Genomic DNA, 21,512 nt, shown 5'->3' with positions numbered 1-21,512 from the left:
GCCCCATTATGTTACCTAATCTAGAAATCCGGCAGGCGTTGTCTGCAAAAGGGTACGAATTAGAACACAAGATTGGCGAAGGCGGTTTTGGCTCCGTCTATAAAGCCAAATACTTGAATACCGAACAAAGCGTTGCGATAAAGTTTTTGCAACTAGACACGGGGTTCAACGAACAAAAAAGACAACGAGAAATCGCGCGCTTTGATCGCGAGAGCCAGTTTGTTAGTCAATTTAGCCACCCCAATATTGTGCGGCTTTTGGATAAGGGAAGCGTCGCGACAAGCTGTATCTACAGTGTGTTTGAATATGTGGAAGGCACACCGCTGAACGAGCACCTTCATACCTACGGTGCACTTGATGTCGAAAGCACCCGCTCCATCATGCTTCAGGTTTTAGATGCCCTTGTTCATGCACATCAATGTGGCGTTATCCATCGCGATATCAAGCCTTCAAATATCATGCTGTCTCACAACGGCGCCAAGCTTCATGCCAAATTGCTCGATTTTGGCATCAGTACGCAAGCGTTTGAAAATAGAACATCCAGTTACCAAACGCTCACGTTAGACCAAGAAACACTGGGCACACCAACCTATTGTGCGCCGGAACAGTTGAGGGGAGAAGCCGTTACCTTTAGTTCGGATCTCTATATGTGGGGCTTGGTCTTCATTGAATGCCTGACGGGCTCACCAGCCGTAAAAGGGGGAGGCATTGCCGAGACTTACCACCAACACCTAAGCGATACGCCAATTCCTGTGCCTAAGGAATTGTTGTCTCATCCTCTTGGGAGTTTGCTGCGGCAAGTTTTACAAAAACGAGTCAATGAACGAACCGTAAGCGCAGAAGAAACTTACAGCCAACTCGATAGTATGATCGTCAGCAATTTGGTCGGTCGAATTCAGACCAATCTCATTCAAAGCTGCCCTATTCAAAAGAACGAGCCAAGTGAAGAGATAACCGTTGCGCTAAGGCAAGATGACTCGACATACTTTCCAGCGGTCCAAGTCGATTCTTCGCACAAAAAACAGATAGCTTCGCTCGCATTGCGTATTCGCGCAGTAAGCATCGAGGATAAATCAGAACACGCCGACATCATTGAGGCTGTATTCCAATCGACGCGCAATAAATGCATTGATATTGCCAAGCGATACGGAGGCTTTCACGTTGGCAACTTAAGCGATTTGTCCCTTTTCTATTTTGGCTACCCAGTTGCCAGCGATAATGACACGCGATTTGCGGCGCGTACTGCACTGGAGATCATCAGCCTAGCCAATCAGCAAGATTCTTACATTCGGCAGCAATACGGGTATCGATTCCAGTTTCATCTAGCCATTCATAGCGATCAATATTTGGTTAGAAATAATCAAGTGCCTGATGGACTCTCGAACCATATCGTCACTGACTTGGTGCGATTAGCAGAAGACAGGAGCATTCTCTGTTCTAGCGATAGCGAAACCTTACTGCAATCTTTTTATCATTTTGAAGAGACGGCCACAGCGTCTGAAAACATAGCGCATGTCGCACTGAAGTCTGAACGAACTCTCGAAGCATTTGGGTTCCTTCGGGGTACGCGCAACCAACGTTCCATGGTTGGTCGATCACTGGAAGTGAGCCAGCTGAACACACTCACCACAAACCAAACAACACCTGCCATTCACCTTCAAGGAGAGGCGGGAATCGGGAAATCAAGATTAGTTCATGAGTTTCACCAAAATCGACCCCACTTGATTTTTCAGTGCTTGCCGGAACACCAATCCAATGCTCTGTTTCCCATTTTAGCTTTTCTCAAGCACACATTGTTCAGGCATAACCGAGATAGTGGTGAGCGGCTGACCGAGTTGATTAAGAAAGGGAAAGTAACAGGACAAAAAGACGAAATTACTACGCTGCTTTTTGCTTGGTTAAGCATAGAGTCTTCTCAAAAAAAGACGCTCTCAAACATCGACCCATCAGTCCACAAAGCGCTGCTATTTGAAGGCCTCAACTGTCTTCTAAAACAGTCAAATCCAGAGGCCACCCTTTATGTAGTTGAGGACACGCATTGGGCAGATCCAATGACGTTAGAGTTCATCCATTACCTCATCGCACAAAATGCTGGCACAGATAAAACATTGCTCATGACATCGCGTTCTCCACTACAAGAATGTCTAGAGGAATGCGACATCACTTCGATGCAATTAGCCCCCCTGCAGTCATCGGATACTCACCAATTCATATCTACCCTCTTTGATGGCGCGCTGGTGTCTGAAGAGGTAAATCAAGTTCTTCTCGCTCGAACGGATGGCGTACCGCTTTTTATCGAAGAGCTGGTACAAATGCTAAAAAAACATGAATTAACTCACGTCATTGACGGAAAAGTCTCTTTTAAAGATACAGAAAAAACACACCAAATCCCGCTGACACTGCGAGAGTCGATTCAAAACAAAATTGATGGGCTGACCTACGCTAAGGACACACTGCAACTCGCCGCAACAATGGGGCGAGAGTTTGATTATCAGATACTCACAGAGGTGTCTTTATTAAGTCGCCTTCAAGTCCAAAACGATCTTGAAGCGCTTCTCGAAAATCAAATCATTATTCAACAAAGGAATGTAGAAGGTGATCGATACCTTTTTAAACACGCCTTAATTCAAGAAGTGAGTTACGACACCATACCAGCACAAACCCGTCCCGATATGCACTTACAAGTTGCACGCGGCATGGCTTCATTATTCGAAAAACCAGACAGATTGGTTAGCCACCAAATTGCCCTGCACTTTAATCGAGCCGAAAAACACTTTGAGGCAAGCTGGTGGTACGAAAAAGCGGCTGAGGGCGCCTCCGCCATTTACGCCGTTGAAGACGCCATCACGTTGTACCAAGCGGCGCTGCCTCTCTGTCTCTCCTGCGACGAAACTCAGGAGCAAGCTCAGCTTAAAGTCAGGATATTGGAAGGTTATGCATCCAACTTAGTGCTCGATGGGCAGCACACAGAGTCACGTGAGATTTTTGACGATTTATCCGTTATCTATCAGATCAATCGTCACCATTTAGCGCTAGCCAAAACTCAGCTTGCGCAAGGAAAAACCCACGAAGTCGTCAACGAACACCAGCAAGCATTGGACTACTACCAGAAAGCAAAAATTACGCTCCAGCAACTCGAACATTCTCCAGAACCAACTCAATCGGAATGGTGGCAAACCTGGCTGGATCTGAAAAATGCCGAATTATATGTTCAGTATTGGCTAGGAAACACCGAGAACATGCACGCTATCCACTCAGAGGTCGAGCCTATCGTGTTAGCGTTGTCGGACCATGAGCAGATATCGGCGCACTACAACAACTTGCTTCTCTTTTACCTACGCACACAGCGATACGTTCTCGATAAAAACCAATTAGAGATAGCGCAAAAAGGATTAGAAGCCGCCAAGCTTAGTGGGCATGACCCCCTTATTGCCAATGCTCTATTTAACCGTGGTTTTTGTTTGTGCCACCTTCAAGACATTGAGCCTGCTTTGGTCTATCTGGAAGAGGCATTAAAGTACGCAGAGCGCCTGCACGATAAAGTTCTTCAAACTCGGTGTTACACCTATTTAGCCGTTGCTTATCGGTTGATGGGAAATACTCAGAAAACACGCGAGTTCGCTTCCCATTCGCTGAGCTTATCCCAGAGCGCATCAATGCACGACTACATCGCCGCTGCTCTCGCAAACCTATCATGGTGCAGCTATAGAGAAGGAGATATTAGCCTTTCCAATACCTATCTCGGTCAGTGTTTAAATATATGGAACACCCCCTCAACTCAATTCCCGTTCCTATGGCTTTCTCACCTTCATGCAATAGCTATTTGTCTAGTCGACGACAGTGTTGCGAATGAATGCTCACCAGATATATCAATGCTAGCAACCTGCTTGTTAAACCAGCACCAAGCACAATTACCAAGTGACATTGAAAGCTGCCTCGAAAACCTCGCTCATTCCAGTAGAGAGAATCGACACATATACCTTATGGAGCTGTCCGTTCTATCTAAATCACATCAATTTATTTAAGTAGTAAAAGGAAACGCTATGTCAGATACACCAGAAAAAACCACCATCGAGTCCATGAACGATATTTTCATTTTGCGCGCCAATGGAAAAATTGCGCACCTTGAATACGAGGATTACGCCAATGAAAGTGTGATCATTGAGTCAATCACTCGAAATGCAGACAAAAGAAAGTACTTCTTTGCAGATAAAAACGGCAGTTTTCCACTCAACTTAGCTGGTCCTACTGTAACCAAAGTCATTGATTGGAATCTGGAAACTCAACCTAGCTCGCACCCACAAAAAAGACCTGGGTACTTTATTGATCTCCGCCGTATCACACTGAATCGTCTAGACTTATTAAACCTAAAACCCGAAAGCAAATTAAAGCAGGATAAACCACTGACAGATGAAGCGCATAAAGGTTTACAAGAAGTGCCAGAAAACAGACTGTATCAATTAGGGCAAAATCCTGATGAAGATAATCTGTACATCGCATTTTATAAACACCCTGCCAAGGTGCGCTCGCCTAACAATGCCTACGGCTATTGCATCAGTTACATTCCAGCAAGTGTCTTAGATGAATATGAAATTTCTGACAACAAGATTGCCACCCTAGAAGACACTAAGTCGCTCCTAGAATTTTATTATGGGCAAACTTGTGTCCAGTCTGGCGCAATGAACCCTGAAGATTTTGAAAGCCACCATCAAGTTAACGGTGGTTCAGCCGCCGCTTGCTATGTTGCAAACCTTAGAACATTCAAGTCCTGATTGAGTGGCTGATTCATGAAAACATATCGGATTGGCACCCACCGTACCGTCAGTCCCGAGCAAACATTGGAGCGGATTCGTCCGCTCTTCTCTGCTATGGGCATTACCCGACTTGCGAATGTCACCGGGCTGGATGACATCGGTATTCCTGTTGTCACCGCTTGTCGACCCAATGCAAAAGCCGTCGCCGTATCTCAAGGCAAAGGCGTTTCACTGGCAGCCGCAAAAGCCTCTGCGGCGATGGAAGCAATAGAAACCTACCACGCCGAAAACATTAGCCTTCCCGTACATTTTACAAGCTACAACGAATTGGTTAAGAGCAATGACGTGGTCGACATCGAATCTCTTCCGAAAATGGACGTGAGTTCGTTTTGCCCAGATTCTAGGCGGGTTTGGATTCAAGGCAGACAGATTCAATCAAAGCGAGCTCAATTTGTTCCCTACGATCTGGTGCATTGCGATTTTACTCTCCCATTACCGCAAGGAAGTGGCTGTTTTCAGCTCAGTACCAATGGGCTGGCATCTGGAAATACCATTGAAGAAGCCACCTGCCACGCACTTTGTGAAGTGATTGAGCGCGATGCACTCGCCTTATGGTCTCTGTTACCCAAAACGCATCAAGCAAAAAAGAAAGTCGATACCTCGACCATCAATGACCCAACCATTCGATCGCTTTTAGAGCAAATCGAACAAGCTGGTGTCATGATCAGTGTTTGGGATGTGACGTCCAACATTGGCACACCCACCTTCTTTTGTATGATCATCAACGAACATGAAAATCAGTATCGTCCTCTTTACGCCATATCAGGCTCAGGAACACACCCAGACAAACACGTCGCCATCATGCGAGCCATAACCGAAGCCATTCAATCTCGTTTAACCCTAATTTCAGGGTCACGCGATGACATCAGCTTGAACAAATACGAGTCTCGACAACAACTCGAAAAGCAGCGCTATATTCGCGACGAAATAATGAGTGCGCCTTCATATATCAACTTTGACTCCATTGATAGCTGGGACAACGATACGCTCGAAGAGGATTTGGTTTTACTCTGTGCTCAGTTGGAGCAACAAGCCCTCCCTAATCCCATTGCTGTCGATCTCACCAAACCAGAATTTGAAATCCCAGTGGTTCGCGTTATTGCCCCCGGTCTTGAAGGGCTGCACGAGGTACCGGGGTATGTATTTGGCCAGCGGGGGCAACGCGTTATGCAAGAATTCAAAGGGCAAACACCATGAGCATCATTGTATTTGCGGGACCTTCCATCTCTATAGATGACATCAAACATCACCTTCCAGATGCCGATATTAGACCGCCAGCAAAACAAGGGGATATTTATATCGCCGTTCAGGAAGAACCTAAGATTATCGCTTTGATCGATGGCTTTTTTGAGCGTGTACCCGCGGTGTGGCACAAAGAAATTTTATATGCGATGTCTCGAGGTGTTCACGTTTATGGCAGCTCAAGTATGGGGGCATTAAGGGCAGCGGAACTGGACTCTTTCGGCATGGTGGGTGTCGGTGAAATCTATCAGCAGTTTACTTCCGGTAAGCTAGAAGACGATGATGAAGTCGCGCTCATCCACGCACCGGCTCATTTGGGGTATCAACCGATATCCAGGGCCATGGTCGACTTACGACAAGATTTACAACGCGCCCATAAGCACGATTTTCTCTCACAAGCGCACGCTCAAGCGATCGAAGAGCAACTGAAATCGCTCTGGTACCCCCATCGAACACCAGAGGCACTTTACCAATTTGCCCAACCTCTACTCACTGAAAAACAGCTCGAAGCTCTCAAGCACTTTTTAGGAAGTAACGTCATTTCGCTGAAACAGCAAGATGCGCTCAGTCTCGTTAAAAAGCTGGAAACCATAAACACAACAACACTTACAGCCAAGCAGGTTGAATACACATTTAATGAAAACGATGCATGGCAAACGCTGATCAATGATGTGGAAAATGAGCAACAAGCCAAAGCGGCAAATCTGTTTGATGTTCAAGCGCACCTAGAAAAGGAGGCGGAAACAGACAATAAACTAAGAGGGGCTGCACTAGCACAGGCCAAACAACTTGGGCTTAGTAGCCAACCATGGATTCAACCCGCATTTAAAAAAATAGCCACCGAATGGCAATGCATTGATGAGCAAGGAGCACCCAACTTTGAACAAGTTAGTCGAATTCTTCACTCGTTAGGAACAACGGTAACCCAATTCAACCAATGGGTGGAAAGGGAAGCTCTTTTGCTGGCATATTGCGAGTATAAAGGGTTCAGCGACGAAGTTTTGGTAGACCGCAGTTTCAGGCAATTTAAGCCACTTCAAAATTGATGCTAATACTAGGGTCTGTTGACCTTTCGAGATGATTTTTGCAGCAATTTGTGGGTGATTTATACAAGGCAGAGCTTATTCGATGTAGTCGCTCTACATCAATGAGCGATAACGCAGTAGAAATAAGCCACAAATGCTGCCCAAAGGGTTCGCTTCTATGCCTTTTACTCTTTGTTACAAGGTATTTGTTTAGAATAACTAGGCGTCACACCTTGCGCCGCGATTAAAAGGCATAGAAGTCGAACAAAATTTAACCGCGAAAGATCAACAGACCCTAAAGAGGTTGATACATCCTAAGTCATCAACCTTTCAAGTTATCGCTTCTACACCGTTGCTATAAGGCAAGCAAATCAGTCATGAGCCTGTGTAATACCGTGTAATCGCCATTTACTGTCCAGTAGATAAACTGGCTTTGACTACGTCAGTCATGGTGATTATAAAAAGGAGATACACATGTCATTCGAAAACACTGTTCTAGGTGGGTACGGCACTCTTATTTTGGCGCAAGATTTTGATGAGCAAACGATCAATGCTGCGGAAGTTTTGCATTCTATTGTTGGTGTTGAATACACCCCTCTTGCCGTTCAAAAGCAAGTAGTCGCTGGGTTAAACTATGCTTTCTTCTGTAAGGCTCAGCCAGTCTACCCAGAAGCAGAGGCGTTTTTAGCACGAGCAACTGTTTTTGCATCCCTTCCTGATTCAGAAGGAAAAATCCATTACTCCATTACCCAAATTGAGCGTATTGCGCCTTAATTTGAGCCGCTGGTACTTATGGCAATATAACGTCAATATATTTATTAGGATAATGAAAATGGAAACAACAAGCTCAAATAATGAATCAATACTCGTATTTGAAAGACCAAACCAAAAAGCAAAGCTTATTGCTAACTACAAAACCAATCCACAAATGACAGACATCGTATTTCACTACGAGCTAACTGGACATAATGCAACCACTTGGGGGCTAAGCTATCAAGAATGCCAAAATGTATTTTCCAAATTTGACATTAAAGTAAGAGACAAGTCAGATACAAAAGGGCAAGGTCTTTTTGACATTGGTACACACAAAAATTGGTACTACACCATAAACCTACATCCTGACGCTCAAGATTTTCGGAATCTAATCCGAGAACTAATAGGTTTCTCGCTTCGAGGGCACAAAAGTAAAAAATTTGATTGTGCCTAATAAAAAATGAACCTAGCTATCATTAGTTGAGTAGGAGAAACACCTTCCTGCTCAACTGAGTTGCCTTTCCCACCATAGAATACTCAGCCAACCTTCGTGTAACCCCGTGTAATCGCCATTTTCTCTTACCTTTTCTAAAGTGAGTAGAGAACTTTTCACTTAGGCAAACACAGGTAACCAACATGTGCACACGGATCAGCCATATCACCGAAAATGGGGTATTTTCTGGCAGAACACTGGATTGGTATGAGTCTCTAAAGCCTGATCTATGGGTGTTTCCTAATGAACTGAAAAGAAACAATTCCTGCCCTAACCACACGTGGGGTTGGACATCGAAGTATCGTTCGGCTGTGACTTCTGCCTATGTTGGTGAAATAGATTCTGTTCTTATGGGAACAGTAAATGATGGCATCAATGAAAAAGGGTTAGTCGCTAATTTACTTTGGTTTACCGAAGCTCAATACCCAATACTTGAAAACCAACCTACAAACAAAAAGCCAATTTGCGTGAGCATTTGGGCTCAGTTCATTTTGGATATCTGTGATTCGGTTGAAAGTGCCATTGAAGCGATGCAGCACGTTTATGTTCAGGGTGGCGTGCTGCCCTCTTCCAACAAAGAAGCTCTATGCCACCTAGCTGTTGCAGACAAAGGCGGTAAAGTGGCTATTTTTGAGTATATAGAAGGCAAACTGCATATCAGTTCTAATGCCGTCCCTGATGGTGATATTCCAAATTATCACTATTACGATATTCGCGAAATTTGTGTGATGACGAATGAACCTGATTTTTCAAAGCAAATAGAAATCAACAACTATTGGCGACTCACCAATGAATACAAATCGGTGCATAAATGGCCGATAAACCTGCCGGGTACAAGCAACTCAATCGATCGGTTTGTTAGAGCATCCTACTACACTCGTCATTTACAGCGAGACTGCGACAATGACACCGCCATTGCTGGGGTTGCTAGCGTAATGCACAATGTATCTCGACCAATCGGTCTTAATACAGACTCAACGTCAGAAAAACCAAACGAGAGCAGGACTTGGTTCATCAATATGACAAGCCAAATCTCCAACACTTATTTTTATCAGTCGATTTATAGCCCTTATATGATTTGGCTAGATTTAAACGACATCGTATTTGACGAAAGTGGAAAGGATGGATTGGCATTAAAACTGCCATTAGATGATGCTGGAGTAGCAAAAGATAAAACCGGTTTCCTTCATGGCAACGTGACTCAACGTTTGAATGAAAGTGCACCTGAAAAAGTGTTCTCATTTTTTCCAAGTAAGGTTACTCAGAAAAATATTCCCAAAACCACTTATGAAGCTGTTTAGTGCTTCAATGTGACAAGGTTATTATTTATTTTTCAAACATCTTAATATGAAAAATATAACAGTAGAATATAGGCATGTTGAATTTTATTAATATTAAAAAATCACACCTTTATTAAAAACAGAGTCATACACAGCCTACAAACTGTTCAATAAACAACCTCCTCGCCTTTATTAAAGGTATTATCTCATCAAAAAACAATACCCACAAATATAAATACACTTCACAAACCCATCATTATTTAAATTAAACAGAAATCTATAAAACAAACATTGAGTGTTTTCCAACCCGATATAATGATTTATATCATTAAAATAATATAAATTATTGATTATAAATTTCTTTTTTATGTAAAAAATCCATAATTACATTAATTTTTTGGAATAAAAATCACCTTATTCAAGTGATTGTTTTTCAAACAAAAAAATAGCAATTAAGTTGCTTTCAATGAAAAAATATCAAATATGAGACCTTGCACATATTTTATTGTAACGATATAAACACGTTATCAAACAGAACGTTAAATATTGAAGGGAATAAAATGAAAAAGATCAGTGTGGTTATCCCGACTTATAATCGAGAAGATTTATTGGCTTATACACTTGACTCATTAGTTTCACAAACACTCGATAAAGATCAATTTGAAGTTATCGTTGTTAATGATGGTGGCCAAGATAATACCGAGAGTGTTATTGAAAAATATAAATCAGAACTGGATTTACAATATTTTTGGCAACCCGATAAAGGTTTTCGCGCTGGTAAAGCACGTAATGTTGGCACTATGATTGCTGATGGAAAATACATTATTTATATAGATACAGGTGTATTACTTTCAAGCATCACGCTAGAAGAACACTTAAAAGCCCATGAAAAGGCAGATACACCCATTACTATTGTCGGCTACGTGTATGGCTTTGATGTAGGTACCGAAGAACTTGAAGCGCTTAAACCTCACCTCAATAGCAAAGATGTAGATAAAACGCTGATGCACCTAAAGAAAAACGGTGCTTACGATATTCGCCACGATCAATACAAGATTATGGGTGAAGACTTGAGTAAATGGCCAGCACCGTTTGATCTATTTTGGACCTGTCATGTGTCTGCAGAAAGAGATGAGTTGCTAAAAGCGGGCTTGTTTGATGAGTCATTCAACACTTGGGGTGGAGAAGATGTTGACTTAGGTATCCGTTTATTCCTCAATAAAAATAAATATGTGATGAATAAGGCAATCTGCTCATTGCATTGGCCACACCCTAAAGAAGTCGCAGACAGCGATGAACATTCAAACAGCGCAGCACAACGTATTCACGAGAAATACAACATCTGGCAGACCAGCTTCTACAACATTGATCACCGCGAGGGTGGTGTCCCACTCAATCGGATCATTAAGTTGCATCGTCCACAAGAAAACCCAGCCTTCAAGGCATTCCAATTTATGGACGTTGGTTAATTTCAACGACCACCTAATTAAATTCAATTTCTAGGTGCTTGCTCACGTGATGAACAAACAAGCAATGGCACCTAATGCTCGATTCTATTTCGACATTCGTTAACGATATTCCAATCCGCTAGGGTCTGTCGTTGCTATCAAGGAGAAGATACATGACCACCTTTTATGAAAACCTTTACCCTATGGATCAAGATTCCGCGACACCACAGGTTCTACCCCAATATCAGCCGCACCTCACCATAGGAAAAACGAGCTCACTGATCGGTCAACCACACGTAGGGTTCACCTTTGTTCGTGATGAAAGTTATGGCGCATTACCTCAAGAAACTGGGTTGATCAACAGTGATGATTTTATTGGTCGTATCTCGATTGGCGAGCACAACCTTATCTACTCGCAAAATGATATTGCCTTTGAAAATACCCCTGTCCGCTTAACACTGGTCAAAGCCAACCACCGTCCGGCAGGAAAAATCGAGATTGGCAACCATGTGATCATGCAGGGAACCAATATCGTCAGTTACGAAAAAGTGACGATTGAGGACCATGTCAGCTTTGGTCCGCGCGTCACCATAATGGATTGCAGTGGTCACCCAGTGACAGGCAGAGGTGAACCGGATGAAGTAGAACGCACTCACACAGCCCCGGTAACCATTCGCTCTGGCGCTTGGATTGGCGTGGGTGCCACCATTTTGAAGGGCGTGACCATTGGTCGCAATGCTGTCATTGGTGCCAACAGTGTGGTGTACAAAGACATTCCGGATAACGCCATTGCCATCGGCAACCCAGCAGTAGTCGTGAAATACCTTGAACAAGGAAGCAACAATGAAGACGCAAAAGCACTGGCTGCTTGCACTGCTTAGCCTTGCGCTGCCTATCGCATTTCAAACCGCGCTTTTTTCCAGTAAAAGCATGATTGATACCGTCATGCTCGGCAATCTCAACCCGCTGGATATGGCAGCAATGGGATTGGCAACCAAAGCACACATGGTGTTGAGCTTTTGCATTATTGGTGTTGCGATTGGCGGTGGGCAAGTTGCAGCGCAATGTTACGGCGACAAGGTCAACAACAAGTTTGTTCGCGTTTGCTTAATTATGCTCGTGTTAGCCGTGATCATTGCACTTGGTTGTGCTGGGTTCGTTTTAATGGGCAGTGATGCGGTGATGGCCTTTGGTACCAGTGACGGCACCATCATTGAGCAAGGTAGCTTGTATCTGCAAATCATCGCGCCGACCTTTGTGTTATTCGCCATTACACTCTCATTGGCAACGGTGCTGCGCACTATGTTTAAACCGATGACTGCGACAGTGGTGAGCTTGGTTGGTGTCGCACTTAACATTGCCCTCAACATCAGCTTCATTCCTAAATGGGGCATTGCTGGTGTCGCTATTGGTTCTTTGATCGCAGCGTGTGTAGAAACTTTACTCCTGATTGGATTTGTAATGTTCAAGCGCTGGTTCTCGCTCACACAAATCAAGCAGGTTTGGGCTTCCACTCACCTAAGCGACGCGGTCGTGGTTATTCAGCTTTCTGCTGTTGCTGCTCTTAACAGTGTTATCTGGTCGCTGGGTTTGTATGTCTTCCATTCATTGATTGGGAAACAAAGTAATGATTTACTCATCACTTTAGGCGCGTTAGCACCGATAGAATCCATTGCAGCAGCTCTCCTGATTGGCTTTGCGAGTGCTGCTTCCGTTGTTATTGGTAATCACTCAGGGCAAAAAGAGACCGATGAGATTCAATACTTACTACCGCGTTATCTGGGGCTGAGTTTAATCTCTGGTTTGATGCTCTCTTTACTGCTTTACGCGTGTCAGCCATTGGTGCTTGATTTTATCGCGAGTGACAATTCAACGTTGCACGATACTGCTCAGTTTGCTTATCAAATATTGATGGCAGCAATGGCACTAAAAGGCTTGTCGCTCATGTTTATGATCGGCATTTTACGTGCAGGTGGAGACGCGAAATACTGTCTAGGCGTGGATGTATTCTGCCAGTGGATCGTTTTACTGCCTCTTACCTATTACTTCATCACAACGGGTATTGAACCAAAGCAAATCCTATTGTTGATGATCGTTGAAGAGGTCATAAAGATTGGCTTGTGTATTCAGCGTTTGATGTCAGGTCGCTGGGTTAAAGTGCATGCTGACAAAGTGCGAGCGTAACGATACTCAGTAGATGCCCCAAGTGTATGCACGGGTAAACCCTGTTTATTCTGTATCTACAGAATAAACAGGGTTTACCGGATTTTCACATATTGGTAGAACCATTCAATTGATCTGCCGATTAACATTTTAACTGAATCGGCATTAGAGCTTTGGCTCTGTTTTGTTATCTGTATATCAAGTAATATCGAGTTACTGTTGCGCTCTAAAGCGCTTGGGGGTTGTGCCGGTATGCTTTTTAAACGTGAGCGTAAAAGCGCGCTCCGATTCATAGCCAACTTGCTCAGCCACGTCATCAATCGACAACAACGATTCACGCAATAGCTCCTGTGCCCTTCCCATTCTGAGATTGGTTAAGTATTCAAACATCGGTTGTCCAACCAAAGCAGAAAAGCGGCTAGCGAACGCCGCGCGCGACATACCAATTTCGCCTGCAACCAACTCCAACGTCCAACTCTTGTCAGGATGGTCATGCAACAGTTGCAGAGCGCGAGAAATACGTTTGTCGTTCAGCGCTTCTAAAAACGGGCTTTTTTGCTCTCGCCCAAAGTTAATTCGGATCAGTTCGACCAAGATAATTTCGGTCAGCTTATTGACGATCAGCTCCGAGCCTGGTCCTTGAGATAGGTACTCTGAACTCAACTGGTCAAAAGTGCTTCGCAACCAAGGATATTGCGCTAGGTCTTTATCACGCACTATCGTCACCCGAGGAAAGATCTCCAGTATTGGCGTCGTCACTGTTCGCGTATAGCTAAAAGAACCACAAAGTAACAGCGTTGGCTCTTCTAGGTCTGGCTGACCTCTATCCGGAGATTGACTCGACAATACGTGGTCTTGCCCTGGACCTAAGAAGATCAAATCTCCCGCTTCCAATCGTTCCACTTGATCATCAATAATCGCCCAGCAACCACCGCGTCGAATCAAATGAAAACTGGCGTGCTCTAGGTCGTTAAAGGTTTTACTCCAAGGCGCTTCCACCTGACTGCAAAAGTAGACGCTGCCGACGACACGAATCGCGCGCAGCATGTCGCTCATCACTTCCATATTTAGCCTCTCCCTTAACTAACCTGAACTCGGGATAAGAGGTTAGCTAGACGATCTGTGTATTAAATCAAGATTATCATGCATAGATAGTATTTACCGCAACAGCTAAATTAACCCTACAGACAACAAGCGGAGAGCCACCATGGCAAAAATCGAAATTTATACCAAACACTACTGCCCTCATTGCAAAGCCGCAAAGCACACTTTAAAGCGTTTAGGTTTAACGTATCGAGAAATTGAAGTCAGTGATAACCCAACGCGACTAAACGAGATGAAGAACCGCAGCCAACGACGAACTGTTCCACAGATTTTTGTCGGCGACCACCATGTAGGCGGAAACGATGATTTAGTCGCCAGCATCAGAAGTGGCAATTTTGAACAGATATTAGAGCGCCAAGGCATCACACATAACGCCAAATAGCTCAAAGAAATGATAAGGAACAAGACCATGACAACTTTCAATAACACCGTCAATCACCGAGCAGCAGGTACACAGTCACTGACCAACATTTCTGACCAAGCGGTACGTTTTTCTATCATCATCGTCCTGGCATGGATCGGGGCAATGAAGTTTACCAGCTACGAAGCAAATGCAATCCAAGGTCTTGTGGCATCAAGCCCACTGACCAGTTGGTTATACAGTATCTTCAGCTTACAAGGTGCTTCTAACCTCATCGGTTTGGTTGAAGTGGCAACCGCGGTTGCTTTGTTGCTCGCGCCAGTGCATCGCGTGTTTGCACTCTTCGGAGCTGCTAGTGCAACGGTTATCTTTGCCGTTACAACAAGCTTTCTGTTTACCGCACCGATCGCCGAAGCAAGCTTAGGTGGCTTCCCTGCAATCTCTGTCGTACCGGGTCAATTCCTGTTGAAAGACATTGTATTGCTTGCGGCGGCGCTATCCTTACTGGCAAAAGTTCTAAGACAAGAAGATTAATCACGGTCGTTAAACCGATGTAAGTAACCCAACACTAAAGAGAGCTCATGCTCTAATGCCGTTCACTTAGTTGAGCGGCATTATTTTTCTAGAAGAATTGATTTTCTAGGAGAATTGTATGTCTAGAAGATCAGCGAGTGTCTCAACTTGGTTAGTAAAGATCAATGATGTCGAAAGCTTGGAAACGTGTATAAAAAAATCCGATAAACAAGGTTCATCGGATTTTTTACATACTGTTAGGATCATTCAATTGACCTGCCGATTAACGTCTTAACTAACCGGCATTAGCCACTCGGCTGCCCTTTTGATTTAAGTGTTACTTACTCTAGGTAGAACTTAGTCCAAACGGATATGGCTGTTTAGCAGGTCATCACGCGTGATGCCTTTGCCATCGTTTAGGCTGTTGAAGTGACGAAGCAATTCAGTCAAACCATGAATAGAAGCTAATAGGTCACCAGTATGTGCTGATTCAGATGCTGTATGCATGTTACGGATAGGGTAACCTACCGTGATTGCTGCACTATCAACACCCGCCAATACTGCCGCCATACCGTCAGTACCCATATCACGACCACTGAAGTCCAGCTGGTATGGGATGTCGTTGTCTTTACATACTTTCTCTAGTGATTGCACTAGGAACTCAGATACAACAGAACCACGACCAATGGTAAAGCCATTACCCATTTTCAGCGGGTTCATCTTTCTTGCGCCAATACCTGGTGCAGCTTCGTAATCGTGGTTTACGTCTGTCGCGATAAGCACGTCTGGTCTTAGTTCACCAACTACAGCAGTTGAACCGAAACGACCAATTTCTTCGTGCGTTGCAATCGTGTAAAGAACGCGAACGTTGTCCAAGCCTTCTTTCGCCAATAGACGTGCGATTTCAGTTACAGAGAAACAACCCAAACCGTTATCTAAGTATGCACCGTAAAACGTGTCTGAAGACACGCCGCGCTTGATGCGGCGATCAAGCAGGATTGGGTCACCTGGGCGTAGGCCTAGTGCTTCAACTTGTGCTTTACGATCTTCACCGTGCGTGTGAAGTTCTAGGTAGATAGATTCTGGCTTGATGCCTTGATCGCCTGAACGTTGACCCGGCGTTGAGAAGTGGATAGCGCCCAAGGCTTCTACCGTACAGCCTTCGATTGTCTTGAACTCGCCTGCTTTTTCAGGGTTCTGACAGAAGACTTTCACTTCGTGACCAATCAGCGTGGTTGGTAAGAAAGAATCAGTGTTGATCCAAACTTTACCATCGCTATCGATTTTACGTACTTGCATACGAATTTTGTCCGCGTGACCAACGATCATTACGCTGACCAAATCATCACGTCCAGGGTGTGAATCGAAGACTAATCCTGCATTGCCTTTGAATTGGTGAATACCCCAGTCTTTCGGCATGAAAGATTCAAATTCAGGCTTGATTACGCCGTAGCTCATCGCTGCTTCAAATCCAATTGGAGATGGAGCGTCTAAGATATCAGCCATAAATTCAAACTGGGAAGCTGGCATAGGTGCTTGCCATGCGTTGGTATTTTTATCGGAACTCATTGAAAACTCGTCGAAATGAAATAAGTGAAAACCGGATTTACTTGGCTTCCTGCCAAGCAGACTCAACTGAGAGTCGATTCGAACAGGTCGAAATTAACTCTTCAAGTTAAGAACTTTCCACTATCTTATCAAGTGTCGTTACGAATAATTACGATTCAACCAACAATATTTTGAATATATTGATTCAATTTGTTTCAAAGATGTAGCAAAAGTCTCTACCAAGGGCTCGACTTTAATCTAAGGGTATATAGAACGATATTCATAAAATAATGCACCAATGTCGCGGTAATGAATATGGCGATCCACACTGGTAATTCCGGTTGGTAGAACAGCATTAAGAACAACAAACAGCCGAGCACAGAGTCTGATTGATCGAAAAAATTGAAAGGAGGATTGGGAATCATGTTGGATGACATTTTGGCGGGTATTGCTGCTTGGCTGTGCGTATACGGGCTCAGCTTACTCGGCGTACTATAAAGAGGGAGCAGAAATGCCCCCTCTCGCTTTTAGTTACTGACTCTTATTTACTTTCTTTTATTTACTGACAAGCCCCTAGGTCTCGCCAAACTCCCCATGTACCTGTTTGAGTGGGGTCTTCACCTTGAGTCCACCATTTGGCTTCGTAGTTTTTACCCGCTTGGGAAACTTTGTCGCCCTTCAGATAAATGGTGCCAGCATCCCACAACGGTGCCGTACAATTCCCGTTATCAACAATGGTGATGGACTGGCTCGATGAATTGGTTTGCCCAGAGGTATCAGTGACCGTTAGGGTCACCGTATAGCTACCCGCGGCATTGTAAGTATGCGCGGTATTAGGTTGAGTAGATATCGCCCCATCACCAAACGTCCACTGGTGACCAACGATTCCCTTATCATCGGATGAACGATCCGTGACCGTTACTTGCTTACCCGATACAGAGGCGTCAAAAGCCGCTAAAGGAGGACGATCTGTAGGAATATCCTTACACCCTTGCCCTGTCAGTGCACCAGCATTCACTCCCACTTTGTTAAAGGCGTAAACGATGTCATCGACACAGTACCCTAAATCTACTGCCGCTTTCACAACACCCACGGCACCTTGGTCGTAAGTTGATCGAGGTGTCCAATACATCTGGTTAGCTAACACAAATACGTCGAAGGCTTTGCGAATATCCCAACCTTGGGTATTAGCCAACAGATAAAATGAACGGTTGTATACACCAGAGCTGTAGTGCACATTCAGCCCTTGGCGGTAATCCTTAGCATGATCAATGGATTTACCATCACGTGATGGCGTATCCATGTAGCGCATGGAACCTGAGCCTTTGAATATCTGATCGCCGATTTTCCAGTTAAAGCTCCCGGTATGGTAATAAACTGCGGCAGCAGCAGAAATGTCAGAAAACGCTTCGTTCATCCCGCCTGACTGGTTTTTATATTCAAGATTGGAATTTTGCTGAGTGAAGCCATGGCTGACTTCATGGGCGACCACATCCAAGCTGACCAATGGGTAAAAGCGCGTCGCACCATCACCAAAGGTCATCTGGCGGCCATCCCAAAATGCGTTTTCGTAACTGTTACCGTAATGAACGCGCAACCTAAGCTTTTGGGTTAGCGGCGCTGTTTGATACCAGTCCTTATACATTTTGAACACCACTTGTCCAAAAGCATGGGCATCGTTCAGTGGTGAATAGGCGCCATTCACTTCACGACTGGTGTTCTCATAACAGTTAAAGGAGTGGATTGAACCGCCCGCTTGCTGATGCTTCATATCCAACGTTTCAACATTGGCAGAATCAAGGCTGCAAATGCCATTTACCTCTTTCACATCAAACGCAGGGTAATCGGTACCAAAATGATAGCGACCTGTTTTAGCGTTTCCCCCAGGTCCAGTTCCTTGTGCAAAAGCGATCGCATCCCACGTATCTAAAATGGCGCCACTTTTAGCATCAATAAATGCATAAGGACGGGAAGGATCTTTAGCATAGACGACATAAGAGACTTGCCACGCCAAATGTGCCGTGTCTTTCTCGTCCAGCCATATCACTAAGTTCCTCTCTGGCTGCGAGACTTTTATCAGGTCGTGATTCCAATGCTGAGCCAATATGGACACACTTTCATTTTCTGATATTGATGGCATCACATCGGAAAGGTCTTGTTCGATTCCTGTGATCAAATCGCCTGAAAAGCTCTCTGCCGACCGAAGTGCGCTCGCAGTAGAAACTAAGCTTTCACCATAAACAGGGATCCCTTTGTACATTTGCTGTAACTTGGTTTTTGAGATGTCATTATTGAGTTTTACTGAAGCCGTAGTTTCAAACTGATGCTGCTCGACCAGCTCTGAAATAGAAATTAGTTGGCTTCTTTCCGCACCTTCATCCAAGTTGACTCGATTGGCAGCAATAGCCTGGGACGTTAACGCACTTGTGACTGAAAGGGCTAAAAATAGCCCAGTGGTGTTGAGTTTCATTCTACACTCCATTGATTTTTAATGTTAAAGGCACGTTACTGATTAAACTTCCATGCCCAACGCATCTGCCTACTACCCAAAGGCTATTAACACTTAGAAGGAGAATTTTGATTCAACAAATTTGACTGAGAGCTTTTTAGGAAATATGTGTCGATGATGTGAGGAATGTGAAAATGACAAAGTCATCATTGATTATTGATCATGAGGCGCATCCAATTTAGGACAAATTCCAAGTAAAGATATTGACTGAATAGTTACTCAAAAATTCCGATATTTGAATGAGTTATATTGGTGAAGAGAAAAAAACACGATTTATAAACATAAAAAGCCCCGCCAGCAAAACTGACAGGGCTTCATTATTTTTCAGCGTTATAAATTACTTTGCTGGACGCGCAGCACGCTTACGTTCGTTCTCAGTAAGTAATTTCTTACGGATACGAATGTTTTCTGGTGTTACTTCGACTAGTTCATCTTCATCAATAAACTCAAGTGCTTGCTCTAGCGTGTACTTGATTGGTGGAGACAGAACCTGCGCTTCATCTGTACCAGATGCACGAACGTTGGTTAGCTGCTTACCTTTCAAACAGTTTACTGTTAGGTCGTTCGAACGGTTATGAATACCGATGATTTGACCTTCGTAAACTTCGTCTGCGTGCTCTGCAAATAGACGACCACGATCTTGTAGGTTGAACAGCGCGTAAGTCAGTGCCTTACCTGTTGCGTTCGAAACCAATACACCATTGTTACGCTGACCAATTACGCCACCTTTGTGTGGACCGTAGTGATCGAACGTATGGTAAAGAAGACCAGAACCAGACGTTAGCGTTAGGAACTCCGTTTGGAAACCAATCAAACCACGAGAAGGCATCATAAAGTCCATGCGTACACGGCCTTTACCATCTGGAGACATGTCTGTTAGCTCACCTTTACGTAAGCCGATGTTCTCCATGATGCCACCTTGGTGCTCTTCTAGCACGTCGATGGTTACCGTTTCATACGGTTCCATCAGCTGACCATCTTCTTCTTTGATGATAACTTCTGGGCGTGATACCGCTAGCTCGAAGCCTTCACGGCGCATGTTTTCGATTAGGATAGATAGGTGAAGCTCACCACGACCAGATACACGGAAACGATCTGGGTTATCCGTTTCTTCAACACGCAGTGCTACGTTGTGAACCAATTCTTTTTCTAGACGCTCAAGAATGTTGCGAGACGTCACAAACTTACCTTCTTTACCCGCGAACGGAGAAGTGTTTACCTGGAACGTCATGGTTACAGTTGGCTCATCAACAGAAAGCGGCTTCATTGCTTCAACGTTGTTTTGATCACAGATAGTGTCTGAGATTTTCAGTTCACCAAGACCTGTAATTGCAATGATGTCACCAGCGTTTGCTTGTTCAACTTCATGGCGCTCAAGACCTAGGTAGCCAAGTACAGTACCCACTTTACCGTTACGCTGCTTGCCATCGGAGCTCACGATAGTGACTTGTTGGTTTGGCTTAACAGAACCACGAGTAACACGAGCAACACCAATAACACCTACGTATGAGCTGTAATCAAGTTGAGAGATTTGCATTTGAAGTGAACCGTCGATATCAACGTTAGGCGCTTCAACAGTATCTACAACTGCTTGGAACAATGGTTCCATGTTCTCGCCTTCTTCGCCTTCTTCTAGCGTAGCCCAGCCGTTAAGTGCTGATGCGTAAACCACTTGGAAGTCTAGCTGTTCGTCGGTCGCGCCTAGGTTGTCGAATAGGTCGAATACTTGATCCATAACCCAATCAGGACGAGCACCCGGGCGGTCAATCTTGTTGATTACAACGATTGGCTTTAGACCGTGTGCGAAAGCTTTTTGCGTTACGAAACGAGTCTGAGGCATTGGACCGTCTACTGCGTCAACGATAAGCAGAACAGAATCAACCATCGACATAATACGCTCAACTTCACCACCAAAATCGGCGTGTCCTGGGGTATCTACGATGTTGATGCGGTAATCATTCCAGTTAATTGCTGTGTTTTTAGCAAGAATGGTAATGCCACGCTCTTTCTCGATGTCGTTCGAGTCCATGACTCGCTCTTCCGCTTCGCCGCGAGACTCAAGGGTGCCTGATTGTTGTAGCAATTTATCAACCAGAGTCGTTTTACCGTGGTCAACGTGCGCGATGATCGCGATATTTCTCAATTTATCAATCTGTGGGGTAGCCATGGATCTTGATTCACTTATAAAAGAAGCCGCCTCCCCCATCACATTTGTGTCATGACGAATAGCCGCTTACTTGATTTAAAAAACGGTCAATA

Annotated in this window: 18 protein-coding genes; 14 read left to right on the top strand and 4 right to left on the bottom strand. The window is 44.4% G+C overall.

Going from position 1 to position 21,512, the window contains the following annotated elements; genetic code table 11:
• Window positions 1–8: 8 nt before the first annotated feature.
• From LDO37_RS00510 to LDO37_RS00465, 10 genes are all read left to right on the top strand, one after another.
• Complete coding sequence (locus tag LDO37_RS00510) at window positions 9–4,025, top strand: TOMM system kinase/cyclase fusion protein (RefSeq protein WP_126606714.1); 4,017 nt, start codon at window positions 9–11, stop codon at window positions 4,023–4,025.
• Between the two features lie 18 nt (window positions 4,026–4,043).
• The gene (locus LDO37_RS00505) at window positions 4,044–4,772 is read left to right on the top strand and encodes a hypothetical protein (RefSeq protein WP_126606713.1); all 729 of its coding nucleotides are present in this window, start codon (window positions 4,044–4,046) and stop codon (window positions 4,770–4,772) included.
• A gap of 15 nt (window positions 4,773–4,787) precedes the next feature.
• On the top strand, window positions 4,788–6,011 hold the full coding sequence (locus LDO37_RS00500) for a YcaO-like family protein (protein WP_126606712.1): 1,224 nt from the start codon (window positions 4,788–4,790) through the stop codon (window positions 6,009–6,011).
• Window positions 6,008–7,102: a TfuA-like protein gene (locus tag LDO37_RS00495; protein ID WP_126606711.1), complete on the top strand. Its 1,095-nt coding sequence runs from the start codon at window positions 6,008–6,010 to the stop codon at window positions 7,100–7,102. The genes LDO37_RS00500 and LDO37_RS00495 overlap by 4 nt, the downstream gene beginning before the upstream one ends.
• Before the next feature lie 453 nt (window positions 7,103–7,555).
• A complete protein-coding gene (locus tag LDO37_RS00490; protein ID WP_126606710.1) occupies window positions 7,556–7,855 on the top strand; it encodes a hypothetical protein in 300 nt (99 codons plus the stop codon).
• Window positions 7,856–7,913: 58 nt separating this feature from the next.
• Window positions 7,914–8,288, top strand: a complete 375-nt coding sequence (locus tag LDO37_RS00485; protein ID WP_126606709.1) for a hypothetical protein — start codon at window positions 7,914–7,916, stop codon at window positions 8,286–8,288.
• Between the two features lie 182 nt (window positions 8,289–8,470).
• Entirely contained in the window at window positions 8,471–9,628 is a 1,158-nt protein-coding gene (locus LDO37_RS00480) for a linear amide C-N hydrolase (protein WP_126606708.1), read from the top strand.
• Between the two features lie 539 nt (window positions 9,629–10,167).
• Window positions 10,168–11,076, top strand: coding sequence for a glycosyltransferase (locus tag LDO37_RS00475; RefSeq protein WP_126608750.1), 909 nt, complete (start codon window positions 10,168–10,170; stop codon window positions 11,074–11,076).
• 152 nt (window positions 11,077–11,228) lie between these two features.
• Window positions 11,229–11,936, top strand: coding sequence for an acyltransferase (locus LDO37_RS00470; RefSeq protein WP_126608751.1), 708 nt, complete (start codon window positions 11,229–11,231; stop codon window positions 11,934–11,936).
• Window positions 11,899–13,239 (top strand): MATE family efflux transporter, encoded by a 1,341-nt coding sequence (locus LDO37_RS00465; protein ID WP_126608752.1) that lies wholly within the window; start codon window positions 11,899–11,901, stop codon window positions 13,237–13,239. The genes LDO37_RS00470 and LDO37_RS00465 overlap by 38 nt, the downstream gene beginning before the upstream one ends.
• Before the next feature lie 192 nt (window positions 13,240–13,431).
• On the opposite strand, the gene LDO37_RS00460 is transcribed toward LDO37_RS00465, so the two are convergent.
• Window positions 13,432–14,283, bottom strand: a complete 852-nt coding sequence (locus tag LDO37_RS00460) for an AraC family transcriptional regulator (protein WP_126608753.1) — start codon at window positions 14,281–14,283, stop codon at window positions 13,432–13,434.
• A 142-nt stretch (window positions 14,284–14,425) separates the two neighbouring features.
• Here LDO37_RS00460 and grxC point away from each other — a divergent pair, with 142 nt between their 5' ends.
• The 3 genes from grxC (at window position 14,426) to LDO37_RS00445 (ending at window position 15,491) form a co-directional block, all read left to right on the top strand.
• A complete protein-coding gene (grxC, locus tag LDO37_RS00455) occupies window positions 14,426–14,704 on the top strand; it encodes a glutaredoxin 3 (protein ID WP_022561263.1) in 279 nt (92 codons plus the stop codon).
• Between the two features lie 27 nt (window positions 14,705–14,731).
• Entirely contained in the window at window positions 14,732–15,217 is a 486-nt protein-coding gene (locus LDO37_RS00450; RefSeq protein ID WP_126608754.1) for a YkgB family protein, read from the top strand.
• 118 nt (window positions 15,218–15,335) lie between these two features.
• Window positions 15,336–15,491, top strand: a complete 156-nt coding sequence (locus tag LDO37_RS00445; RefSeq protein ID WP_185829870.1) for a hypothetical protein — start codon at window positions 15,336–15,338, stop codon at window positions 15,489–15,491.
• A 62-nt stretch (window positions 15,492–15,553) separates the two neighbouring features.
• On the opposite strand, the gene LDO37_RS00440 is transcribed toward LDO37_RS00445, so the two are convergent.
• Window positions 15,554–16,765 (bottom strand): M20/M25/M40 family metallo-hydrolase, encoded by a 1,212-nt coding sequence (locus LDO37_RS00440; RefSeq protein WP_126608755.1) that lies wholly within the window; start codon window positions 16,763–16,765, stop codon window positions 15,554–15,556.
• A 381-nt stretch (window positions 16,766–17,146) separates the two neighbouring features.
• Here LDO37_RS00440 and LDO37_RS30265 point away from each other — a divergent pair, with 381 nt between their 5' ends.
• Window positions 17,147–17,242, top strand: coding sequence for a hypothetical protein (locus LDO37_RS30265; RefSeq protein ID WP_317982702.1), 96 nt, complete (start codon window positions 17,147–17,149; stop codon window positions 17,240–17,242).
• Window positions 17,243–17,303: 61 nt separating this feature from the next.
• Here the strand turns inward: LDO37_RS30265 and LDO37_RS00435 are convergent, their stop codons facing one another.
• Both LDO37_RS00435 and typA read right to left on the bottom strand, forming a co-directional pair.
• Complete coding sequence (locus tag LDO37_RS00435; RefSeq protein ID WP_126608756.1) at window positions 17,304–19,214, bottom strand: M4 family metallopeptidase; 1,911 nt, start codon at window positions 19,212–19,214, stop codon at window positions 17,304–17,306.
• Window positions 19,215–19,590: 376 nt separating this feature from the next.
• Window positions 19,591–21,420 carry a translational GTPase TypA gene (typA, locus tag LDO37_RS00430; RefSeq protein WP_104400271.1) on the bottom strand — a complete coding sequence of 610 codons (1,830 nt, stop codon included), beginning with the start codon at window positions 21,418–21,420 and terminating at the stop codon, window positions 19,591–19,593.
• Window positions 21,421–21,512 lie beyond the last annotated feature (92 nt).

The sequence above is a fragment of the Vibrio penaeicida genome (genome assembly GCF_019977755.1).
Lineage (GTDB): Bacteria > Pseudomonadota > Gammaproteobacteria > Enterobacterales > Vibrionaceae > Vibrio > Vibrio penaeicida.
The sequence above is the reverse complement of the archived record's forward strand: the minus strand, read 5'-3'. Positions and strand labels throughout refer to the sequence as shown.

Excerpts from the sequence above, each read along its gene's own strand:
- LDO37_RS00480 (WP_126606708.1), top strand. The coding sequence starts at position 8,471 with ATGTGCACACGGATCAGCCATATCACCGAAAATGGGGTATTTTCTGGC.
- LDO37_RS00495 (WP_126606711.1), top strand. The coding sequence starts at position 6,008 with ATGAGCATCATTGTATTTGCGGGACCTTCCATCTCTATAGATGACATC.
- LDO37_RS00460 (WP_126608753.1), bottom strand. The coding sequence starts at position 14,283 with ATGGAAGTGATGAGCGACATGCTGCGCGCGATTCGTGTCGTCGGCAGC.
- LDO37_RS00435 (WP_126608756.1), bottom strand. The coding sequence starts at position 19,214 with ATGAAACTCAACACCACTGGGCTATTTTTAGCCCTTTCAGTCACAAGT.
- LDO37_RS00465 (WP_126608752.1), top strand. The coding sequence starts at position 11,899 with ATGAAGACGCAAAAGCACTGGCTGCTTGCACTGCTTAGCCTTGCGCTG.
- LDO37_RS00485 (WP_126606709.1), top strand. The coding sequence starts at position 7,914 with ATGGAAACAACAAGCTCAAATAATGAATCAATACTCGTATTTGAAAGA.
- LDO37_RS00450 (WP_126608754.1), top strand. The coding sequence starts at position 14,732 with ATGACAACTTTCAATAACACCGTCAATCACCGAGCAGCAGGTACACAG.
- LDO37_RS00505 (WP_126606713.1), top strand. The coding sequence starts at position 4,044 with ATGTCAGATACACCAGAAAAAACCACCATCGAGTCCATGAACGATATT.
- LDO37_RS00510 (WP_126606714.1), top strand. The coding sequence starts at position 9 with ATGTTACCTAATCTAGAAATCCGGCAGGCGTTGTCTGCAAAAGGGTAC.
- LDO37_RS00475 (WP_126608750.1), top strand. The coding sequence starts at position 10,168 with ATGAAAAAGATCAGTGTGGTTATCCCGACTTATAATCGAGAAGATTTA.
- LDO37_RS00445 (WP_185829870.1), top strand. The coding sequence starts at position 15,336 with ATGTCTAGAAGATCAGCGAGTGTCTCAACTTGGTTAGTAAAGATCAAT.
- grxC (WP_022561263.1), top strand. The coding sequence starts at position 14,426 with ATGGCAAAAATCGAAATTTATACCAAACACTACTGCCCTCATTGCAAA.
- LDO37_RS00500 (WP_126606712.1), top strand. The coding sequence starts at position 4,788 with ATGAAAACATATCGGATTGGCACCCACCGTACCGTCAGTCCCGAGCAA.
- LDO37_RS00470 (WP_126608751.1), top strand. The coding sequence starts at position 11,229 with ATGACCACCTTTTATGAAAACCTTTACCCTATGGATCAAGATTCCGCG.
- typA (WP_104400271.1), bottom strand. The coding sequence starts at position 21,420 with ATGGCTACCCCACAGATTGATAAATTGAGAAATATCGCGATCATCGCG.
- LDO37_RS00490 (WP_126606710.1), top strand. The coding sequence starts at position 7,556 with ATGTCATTCGAAAACACTGTTCTAGGTGGGTACGGCACTCTTATTTTG.
- LDO37_RS00440 (WP_126608755.1), bottom strand. The coding sequence starts at position 16,765 with ATGAGTTCCGATAAAAATACCAACGCATGGCAAGCACCTATGCCAGCT.